Source organism: Pseudooceanicola lipolyticus, from assembly GCF_002786325.1.
Taxonomy (GTDB): domain Bacteria; phylum Pseudomonadota; class Alphaproteobacteria; order Rhodobacterales; family Rhodobacteraceae; genus Pseudooceanicola_C; species Pseudooceanicola_C lipolyticus.
In genome coordinates this window covers 1-8563 of record NZ_PGTB01000153.1, presented here as the reverse complement: position 1 = coordinate 8563, position 8563 = coordinate 1, and the positions used below count along the sequence as shown (strand labels likewise).

The 8563-nt window shown below is 65.7% G+C and carries 11 protein-coding genes; 2 read left to right on the top strand and 9 right to left on the bottom strand.

The genetic code is table 11. The features are described 5' to 3' along the window. On the top strand, window positions 1-538 hold a 538-nt coding region (locus tag CVM52_RS27075), incomplete at its 5' end, for a MotE family protein (protein WP_100164375.1). A 139-nt stretch (window positions 539-677) separates the two neighbouring features. On the opposite strand, the gene CVM52_RS21125 is transcribed toward CVM52_RS27075, so the two are convergent. From CVM52_RS21125 to CVM52_RS21090, 8 genes are read right to left on the bottom strand one after another with little or no spacing between them, the layout of a single operon-like run. Continuing rightward, window positions 678-1802, bottom strand: coding sequence for an EscU/YscU/HrcU family type III secretion system export apparatus switch protein (locus tag CVM52_RS21125; protein ID WP_100164374.1), 1125 nt, complete (start codon window positions 1800-1802; stop codon window positions 678-680). A 10-nt stretch (window positions 1803-1812) separates the two neighbouring features. Beyond that, entirely contained in the window at window positions 1813-2568 is a 756-nt protein-coding gene (locus CVM52_RS21120; protein ID WP_100164373.1) for a flagellar biosynthetic protein FliR, read from the bottom strand. A gap of 4 nt (window positions 2569-2572) precedes the next feature. Further along, a complete protein-coding gene (gene flhA, locus CVM52_RS21115; protein WP_100164372.1) occupies window positions 2573-4660 on the bottom strand; it encodes a flagellar biosynthesis protein FlhA in 2088 nt (695 codons plus the stop codon). Further along, entirely contained in the window at window positions 4660-5439 is a 780-nt protein-coding gene (locus CVM52_RS21110; RefSeq protein WP_240621019.1) for a lytic transglycosylase domain-containing protein, read from the bottom strand. Before CVM52_RS21110 ends, flhA begins: the two co-directional genes overlap by 1 nt. An 8-nt stretch (window positions 5440-5447) precedes the next feature. Beyond that, window positions 5448-5717 carry a flagellar biosynthetic protein FliQ gene (locus tag CVM52_RS21105; RefSeq protein ID WP_100164370.1) on the bottom strand — a complete coding sequence of 90 codons (270 nt, stop codon included), beginning with the start codon at window positions 5715-5717 and terminating at the stop codon, window positions 5448-5450. Between the two features lie 12 nt (window positions 5718-5729). Then, entirely contained in the window at window positions 5730-6056 is a 327-nt protein-coding gene (gene fliE / locus CVM52_RS21100) for a flagellar hook-basal body complex protein FliE (protein ID WP_100164369.1), read from the bottom strand. Between the two features lie 12 nt (window positions 6057-6068). Next, window positions 6069-6479 carry a flagellar basal body rod protein FlgC gene (gene flgC / locus CVM52_RS21095; RefSeq protein ID WP_100164368.1) on the bottom strand — a complete coding sequence of 137 codons (411 nt, stop codon included), beginning with the start codon at window positions 6477-6479 and terminating at the stop codon, window positions 6069-6071. 10 nt (window positions 6480-6489) lie between these two features. Continuing rightward, the gene (locus CVM52_RS21090; RefSeq protein ID WP_100164367.1) at window positions 6490-6891 is read right to left on the bottom strand and encodes a flagellar basal body rod protein FlgB; all 402 of its coding nucleotides are present in this window, start codon (window positions 6889-6891) and stop codon (window positions 6490-6492) included. Between the two features lie 66 nt (window positions 6892-6957). On the opposite strand from CVM52_RS21090, the gene fliI reads away from it, so the two are divergent. Continuing rightward, window positions 6958-8310 carry a flagellar protein export ATPase FliI gene (gene fliI / locus CVM52_RS21085; protein ID WP_100164366.1) on the top strand — a complete coding sequence of 451 codons (1353 nt, stop codon included), beginning with the start codon at window positions 6958-6960 and terminating at the stop codon, window positions 8308-8310. A 61-nt stretch (window positions 8311-8371) separates the two neighbouring features. On the opposite strand, the gene CVM52_RS21080 is transcribed toward fliI, so the two are convergent. Beyond that, window positions 8372-8563, bottom strand: a 192-nt coding sequence (locus CVM52_RS21080) for a DnaA N-terminal domain-containing protein (RefSeq protein ID WP_276308652.1), incomplete at its 5' end; no start/stop codon positions are given.

Here is an 8563-nt window from a genome sequence, read left to right as displayed (position 1 = left end):
TGGCCGCGACGAGGGTTCGGCCTTCGTCTCCGCCGCCCGCGCCGCCCCCGCCACCGGCGAGGAACTGCCGGCGCAGCTGCCGCCGCGGCCACTGGCCGACCAGCTCTGCGAAACCCCCGAGGCGATGTTGCAGGCGTTGCAAGAGGAACGTGACCTGCTGGAGGCGCAGAAAGAGCAGATGTCCGAGCGCCGCTCCGAGATCGAGCTGGCCTCGGAAAAGCTCGATATCGACCAGGCCCGCCTCGCCGATCTCAAATCCGCGCTGGACGAGATGCTGAACCAGGTCCGCCAGGCGCAAAGCGACGATCTCGACCGCCTGGTCGCGCTCTACTCGGCGATGAAACCGAAAGAGGCCGCCTCGATCATGAACGATCTGGATATCGAGGTCTCGGTGATGGTGCTGGGCACGATGCCCGAACGCGACGCCGCGCCGATCCTCGCCCGGCTCAACCCGGTCCGCGCCCGCGCCATCTCGCGCATCATCCTGGAACGTTCGAAACTTCCCGGCGACCAGCGCCTCGAGGGTCTGAAACTCTAAGCCGCGCCCCGGCCCCGATCCGGGGCCTCCGCCGCATCCGCGTTGATGGCCCCGGCCCCCGGCCGGGGCCTTTGCTTTTGCCGCGATGCCACGCTCTCCCGGCTGCCGCGCCGGGGCCTCGGATCATCCCCGGCCGCCCTCAATCATACCGCAAATTCGACCCTACAGGGGGCTTTCGGCGGATATTCTGCCGCAGATCCAGCACGAACCGGATGACCTCGGCCACCGCCTGCCAATGTTCGGTCGGGATCACCGCGTCGATCTCGGCCACCTCGTACAGCGCCCGGGCCAGCGGCCGGTTCTCGATCACCGGCACATCGGCGTCATGCGCCAGCCGACGGATATGCGCCGCCATCAGGTCGGTGCCCTTGGCAACGCAGAGCGGCGCGCCATGTTCGCCCGGCTCATAGCGCAGGGCGATGGCGTAATGGGTCGGGTTGGTCAGCACCACGGTGGCCTCGGGCACCGCCGCGGCAATGCGCTGGCGCGCCCGGCGGCGGCGGATCTCCATCCGCTTGCCCTTGATCAGCGGATCGCCTTCCTGCTCTTTCATCTCGTCGCGGATTTCCTTCACCGTCATCCGCTGCTTGGCCATCCAGCGTATCCGTTTGAAAATCACGTCGGCCAACGCCACCACCACCGCAAACACCGCCGCCACCGCCAACAGCAGCGCCACGTAATGCTGCACATAGGGCGCCAGCGCCTCGGGAAGAAAGCCCTCGCTCTGCCAGATGCCGGTCACCGCCAGGTAAGCCAGCCACACCGCCACCACGCCGATCGCCAGCACCTTCAGCACGCTCTTGGCGAACTCCACCAGCGCATCCGCCGAAAAGATCCGCTTGAACCCGCCCAGGGGTGAGAGTTTCGACCATTTCGGCCGGATCCGCTCGGAGGAGACGACAAAATCGCCCTGCAGCGCCACCCCGATCATCGCCGCGAACAGGAACAGGCCCAGCACCGGCGCCAGCACGATGCCGGCGCCGCGCATCAGCGTCCACGAGACAATGCCGATATCGCGCAGCCCCGCCGGCCCCTCGCCGATCTCGGCGGTGCCCGCCGCCTCGAAGACCCGCGCCAGCACCCCGGCCAGCGGCGGCGCCACCTGCGGCATCAGGAACACGGTCAGCAACAGCAGCGACACGATCATCATCATCGTCCCGGTCTCGCGCGAGACCGCGACATCGCCCTTTTCCCGCGCCTTCTGCAGCTTGCGCGCGGTGGGTTCCTCGGTACGGGCGTGCTTGTCGTCCTCTTCGCCGGCCATCCCCGCCCCCTCAGAAACTCAGCACGCCCAGCCAGGTGGAAAACTCCACCAGCCAGGTGCGCAACATCGCCGGCGCTGCCAGCACCAGCACGAACAGCCCGGAACAGATCAGCAGCGGCGCCGCGACAAAGAACACCGGCAGCGTCGGCATCATCCGGTTGGCCAGGCCCAGACCCACATTCAGCACCAGGCCCATCACATAGAACGGCGCCGCGATCATGATCCCAAGGTAAAAGCTCTGGCTCGCCGCGCGCACCACCTGTTGCGCCATGTCGCCGGGGATGATCACGCCGGGCGCAAACACGTCATAGCTCATCAGCAGCGCCGCGATGATCAGGTGATGCAGGTCGGTGGCAAAGATCAGCGCCACGCCGGCCAGCAACAGCGAGGTGGCCAGCAGGGTCGACCCCTCGAACGACCCGATGCTGGGGGCAAAGGCGTTGGACAGGCCGGCCACGATCCCCACCTGATAGCCGGCGAACTGCACCGCGATCAGCAGGATCCGCGCGGTCAGCCCGATCCAGATGCCGATCATCACCTCGATCGCCAGCACCGGCAACAGCGCCAGCGGCGCCTCAAAGATCATCGCCTGCACCGGGGTGGCCGGGTACAGCGCCGCCGCGATCACCACCGCCAGCGCCAGCCGGTGACGCACCGGGATAAACGCCTCGCCAAAACCCGGCATGAACACCAGAACCGACCCCAGCCGCGCAAAGACCAGCGCAAAGCCCATCACCTGCGAGGTCAGGAGCGCGGTCAGGTCCATCGCCCTAGCCGCCGATGGTGGCGACGGTGCGCAGGTTGGCCTTGCGATGCACCTCGTTATGCGAAATCACCTGGGTGCCGGGGCTGACCCGTTCCAGCATCGACCGCACAAAGGTGCGCACCTCGGGCGCCACCATCAGCGCCGGCCATTCGTCCTTCGAGGCGAATTTCTGGATCTGCTGGCGCGCCGCCAGCACGAATTCCTGCACCCGCTGCGGCGTCATCAGGAAATTGCGCTCGTCGCCATTGATCCGCACCGCCTCGACAAATTCCTTTTCCCAGGCCGCGCTCATCGTCATCACCGGGACAAAGCCGCTGTCATCGCTCAGCCCCTTGCAGATCTGGTTGGCCAGGCGCTTGCGCACATGTTCGGTCAGGGTCACCACGTTGGAACTGGTGCGGCCGATCTCGGCAATCGATTCCACGATCAGCGGCAGGTTGCGCACCGACACCCGCTCGGCCAGCAGCGCCTGCAGCACATGCTGCACGGTGATCACCGGCGCCCCGCCCGACACCTCGTTGACCAGCTTCTGGTAATCGCGGTCCAGCCCGCCGATCAGGTCCTGCACCGACGCATAGGTCAGCAGTTCGGGCATATGTTCCTTGATCACCTCGGTCAGGTGGGTGGTGATCACGCTTTCCGGATCCACCACGGTATAGCCCAGCTTTTCCGCCTCGGCGGCATGGCCGTGATCGATCCACACCGCGTCCAGACCAAATGTCGGGTCCTTGGCGCGTTCGCCCGGAAGCTGAATCGCCGCCTCGGCGGGGTTGATCACCATCATCATCGTCGGGCGCACATCGCCGCGTGCCACCTCGACCCCCTGCACCGAAACGGCATAGGTATTTGACGGCAGATTGGCGTCGTCCTTGATCCGCACCGAGGGCAGGATAAAGCCGTATTCGCGCCCGAACAGCCCACGCAGAGACCGGATCTTGCCCGGCAACGCCGCCTGCGGCCCAGAGGTCAGCGACACCAGCGCGGTGCCCAGGTCCAGCCGCAGATCGTCGATCTTCATGGTGCTGCGCAGGTCGTCATCAGAGCTGGCGGCGCCGGCGCGCAGCTTGGCCGCCTCGGCCCGGTCGGCGGCCGCCTTGGCGGCATCGGCCTGTTTCTGGATATAGCGGCCCAGGGCCACCATCCCGCCGGCCAGCAGGAAGAAGATAAACATTGGGAAGCCGGGCAACAGCCCGATGCCGGCCAACAGCCCGGCGGCGACATAGGTCGCCTTGGGAAAGTTCGACAGCTGGCCCAGCACCGCCTCGTTGGCGGCGCCCTCGGTGCCGCCCTTGGTCACGATCAGGCCGGCGGCCAGCGACACGATCAGCGCCGGCACCTGGCTGACCAGCCCGTCGCCGATGGTCAGCGTGGTATAGCTGTCGGCCGCCTCGCCGATCGACAGGTCATGCTGCAGCACCCCCACCAGGATGCCGCCCACCACATTGACCAGGGTGATGATGATCCCGGCCACCGCATCGCCGCGCACGAATTTCGACGCGCCGTCCATGGCGCCGAAAAACCCGTTCTCGTCCTCCAGTTCCTTACGCCGCCGCCGCGCCTCGGCCTCGTCGATCAGCCCCGAGCCCAGATCGGCATCGATCGCCATCTGTTTGCCCGGCATCGCATCCAGCGAGAACCGCGCCGCCACCTCGGCGATCCGGGTCGAACCCTTGGTGATCACCACGAAGTTGATCACCACCAGGATGGCGAAAATCACGATCCCGATGACGAAATTGCCCGCCACGATAAAGCGCGAAAACCCCTCGATCACCCCGCCCGCCGCGCTGGGGCCGGTGTGGCCCTCGCCCAGGATCAGCCGGGTCGAGGCCACGTTCAGCGACAGCCGCAACAGCGTCACCACCAGCAGCAAGGTGGGAAACGAGTTGAACTCCAAGGGTTTCGGAATCCACAGCGCCACCATCAGGATCAGCACCGAGACCGACAACGATATCGCCAGCCCGAAATCCAGGATCACCGCCGGCAGCGGGATGAACAGCATCGCCAGCACCAGCGTGACGCCGATGGCAAAGCCGACATCGCGGGTGGCAAAGCTTTCGGCAAAGCCGCGGGGTTTCTGATCGGTGGCCGCCATCAATTCGTCCTCAGAAAGACCGGCAGAACCGGCTGCAACGCGCGGTCGGAATACAGGCTGCGCGCGCCATCCGCGCCCTGCTGCAACTGGCTCAGACCCGACGACCAGGCAATGCCGCCGGGCGCCTGCGCCCGGCGCAGGGTTTCCTCCTCCGCACGCGGCCGCGCTTCGGCCGCCAGCAGGCGAAACGCCTCGATCCGGTCATTGGCCACCGCCAGGTTGCGCTTCAGCGAAGCCAGATAGGTGTCGCGCCGTTCGGGGGTGAAGGAATGGTAGGATCCCGCCGCCGTCTCCCAATCGCCGGTCTGGCGGTACAGCTCTTTCAGGAACTGCGCCGCGTAATCGACATTCTGCGCCGGGTCAAAGCCCTGAGCAGGCTCTGCAAAGGCCTCGGGATGCCAATGCAGGTTCACCTGCATACAGCCCACATCGATCGAACTGACCCCGGCGGCGCGTTGCTGCTCGACCCAGGTCGCGGCGGTTTTCCAGCTCTCGAACAGGCGCCCCTTGCCCTCGGCATTCACCGCCCAGGGCCAGACCGTCAGCCGCCCGTCGCGCTGAATCCCCGCCTCCTGCAACCCGATGCCCAGCAACAGGTTGCCCGGAATGCCATGGCGCAGCTGTGCCTGCAAAATCTCGCGCACGCAGACCGCGTCTTCGGACACTTCCATGCCGCCACCCACGGTCTCGCGTTCGCTGGGGGTATAGAATCCCTGCCAACCGCTGGCCGCACCCGGCCCCGCCGCCAGCAGCGCGGCGGCGCGCAGAACGCCCTGCACCCCCCGCCTCATACGGTGCCGCTGATCACCAGGTCGAACACCTGGTCCGACAGGCGTTTCAGCACCGAATAGATCAACGGAGTCGACACCAGCAGCGTCAGGATGATCGCGGCGATCTTGGGCACGAAGGTCAGTGTCATTTCCTGCACCTGCGTCAGCGCCTGGAAAAAGGCGATCACCAGCCCGATCACCAGGGCCACGCCCATGATCGGCCCGGATCCATACAGCACGGTGAGAAAGGTCTGCGACAGGATGGTATAGGTATCGCTCTCAGTCACCGCGCGCCCTCCTCAGATCGGCATCCGCAACACTTCCTGATAGGCTTCGACCAGCTTGTCGCGCATCGTCACCGCAATCTTCACCGTGGATTCCAGCGCGATGGTCGCCTCGACAACCTCCTGCGTGCTGGCCTCGCCCGCCAGTCCCGACCGCGCCACCGCGTCGGCCTCCTGCATCGTCGAAATTGCATCGCCCGCCGCCTCGCGCACCATCTCGGCAAAGGTCAGCTTGCCATCGGTCTCGGGCGTCTCCGCCACGGCGGGCGCGGTCAGCCCCTGCGCGCTCTTATAGGCACCCTGTACCGCTGGCGCGGACTGGATCGTAAATGTATCTGCCACCTAATTGGACCCTTATTTCAATAAATCGATCATCTGGCTGCGCATCCGCCGCCCGGCTTCGTAAAGGTTCATATTGGCCTCATAGCTGCGCGAGGCCTCGCGCATGTTGGCCATCTCCAGGATCGGGCTGACATTGGGCATTTTGACAAAGCCGTTTTCATCTGCCGCCGGGTGCGCCGGATCATGGCGCAGCGTGAACGGCGACTGGTCGCGGCCAATATCGCTGACCTCCACCATGGTCAGGCCGGACTCGCGGTTCAGCGCCTCCTGAAAGGATATCGTCTTGCGCCGATAGGGCTCGTCGCCCGGCGTGGCGCCGGTCGAATCGGCATTGGCGACGTTCTCCGCCACCACCTGCAGCCGCGCGGATTGCACATGCATACCGCTCGCCGCGATCTGAGAGATGGATTTCAGCGGATCCATTTACGCCCCCTTATCTGTTTCCGGTGACCGAGATGGTCAGCAATTCATATCCCTTGCGGTACAGATTGGCCGCCAGGCGATAGCTCTCGCTCACCTCGTTGGCCTTGATCGCCTGCTGTTCCAACACCACGGAGTTGCCGTCGATGCTGGTGGCCCAGGCGCTGTCATCGGTATCGACCCGCACAGAGGCACCGGCCGGCTCGGTGCCGCCGATATGGCCAGCACGGGTCACCGCCAGCCCGCTCTGCGGTGCATTGTTTTTCAGCATATCCTCAAAGGAACTGGTGTCGCGCGCCTTGAACCCCGGCGTGTCGGCATTGGCGACGTTCTCGGCAATCACTTTCTGACGCGCGCTCAGCCACTGCATTTTCTGCGAGGCCAGGCTGAAGAAAGACATGGACTGAAGTTTCAACGACTCTTTCCTTTTGGCTTAATCATGGATACCATGGATAAAATACGGTTTCCAGCGGATTTATCCATGAACACTGTCTTTGCTGAACTTTCTTCTCTTGCCAGATCGGTGGAGACGCCAAGAATAGTTGGAGAGGTTCGCTCGATCACCGGCCTCACCCTCACCGTCTCCGGCCTGGAACGCGCCATGGGCGTCGGCCAGCGCTGCGTGGTCCAGGGGACCCGCGGCGAGGTTCTGGGCGAGGTGGTGGGCGTCGACCGCCTTGGCACCCATGTGCTGCCCTTCGGCACCTGGGCCGGGGTCAGCGCCGGCGACCGCGTCACGCTCAGCCCACGCGGCGACATGATCCGCCCGGATCTGTCGTGGAAAGGCCGCGTGCTCGATGCGCTCGGCCGCCCGGTCGACCGCAAGGGCCCGTTGTTCGAAGGCACCGAGGCGCGGCTGGTCAAGGCACCGCCACCGCCCGCCTTCGACCGCCGCCGCACCGGTGCGCGGCTGGAAACCGGCATCAAGATCTTCGACGTCTTCACCCCGCTCTGCCGCGGCCAGCGCATGGGCGTCTTCGCCGGATCCGGCGTCGGGAAATCCACCCTGATGGCGATGCTGGCGCGCAAGGCGACGGCGGATGTCATCGTCGTCGGGCTGGTGGGCGAACGTGGCCGCGAGGTGCAGGATTTCATCCAGAACGACCTGGGCGAAGAAGGCATGGCGCGCTCGGTCATCGTGGTTTCCACCGGGGACGAACCGCCGCTGATGCGCCGCCAGGCCGCCTGGACCGCCACCGCGGTGGCGGAATATTTCCGCGACCGCGGCCAGCAGGTGCTGCTGTTGATGGACAGCGTCACCCGCTTTGCCATGGCACAGCGCGAGATCGGCCTGTCGGGCGGCGAACCGCCCACCACCAAGGGCTATCCGCCCACGGTGTTTTCCGAATTGCCGCAACTGATGGAGCGCGCCGGCCCCGGCCCCGAAGGCGCCGGTGACATCACCGCGATCTACACGGTGCTGGTCGATGGCGGCGACATGAACGAGCCCGTAGCAGACTCTGTACGGGGGATTATGGACGGCCATGTGGTGCTGGACCGGCATATCGCCGAACGTGGCCGCTTCCCCGCCGTCGACCTGTACAAAAGCGTGTCGCGGATGCTGCCCGACTGTCACACAGCGGCGGAATTCGCCGTGTTCCAGGCGGCACGGCGCACGCTGGCGAAATATGCCGACATGGAAGAGCTGATCCGCATCGGCGCCTATCGCACCGGTGCCGATGCCGAGGTCGACGCCGCGATCCGCTTTTTCGGCCCGGCCGAAGCCTTCCTGAACCAGCGCAAACACGAGGCGATGGGATCGGACGAAACCTTTGCCCGGATCTATCAGCTGCTGGGCGAGGCCGGGGTCAAGGTCGAGGTGCCCGAGGGGTGAGACACGCGGGCCAAGAATTTCTTGGAAATTCTTGGCAAAAGTTTTCAAAACTTTTGCCCGATCAGACCGCCTCAACCAGCACCCGCCGCACCGCCGGGTCGAACCGCCCATAGGCCGCCACCAGCCGGGGCGTCAGATGGGTGGTGATATATTCCGCAACAAAGCGGGTGGGCGCCGCCAGCCGCACGCAGCCGCCCTGGCGCTCCATCTCCTGCAGCGGCCGGAACCAGGCCGCGGCCAGCGCCGGGTCGCG

What these genes read in the sequence shown, in the direction of transcription:
- flhA (WP_100164372.1), bottom strand. Translation starts at nt 4,660, where the DNA reads ATGGCGGCCACCGATCAGAAACCCCGCGGCTTTGCCGAAAGCTTTGCC.
- CVM52_RS21120 (WP_100164373.1), bottom strand. Translation starts at nt 2,568, where the DNA reads ATGGACCTGACCGCGCTCCTGACCTCGCAGGTGATGGGCTTTGCGCTG.
- fliI (WP_100164366.1), top strand. Translation starts at nt 6,958, where the DNA reads ATGAACACTGTCTTTGCTGAACTTTCTTCTCTTGCCAGATCGGTGGAG.
- flgC (WP_100164368.1), bottom strand. Translation starts at nt 6,479, where the DNA reads ATGGATCCGCTGAAATCCATCTCTCAGATCGCGGCGAGCGGTATGCAT.
- CVM52_RS21125 (WP_100164374.1), bottom strand. Translation starts at nt 1,802, where the DNA reads ATGGCCGGCGAAGAGGACGACAAGCACGCCCGTACCGAGGAACCCACC.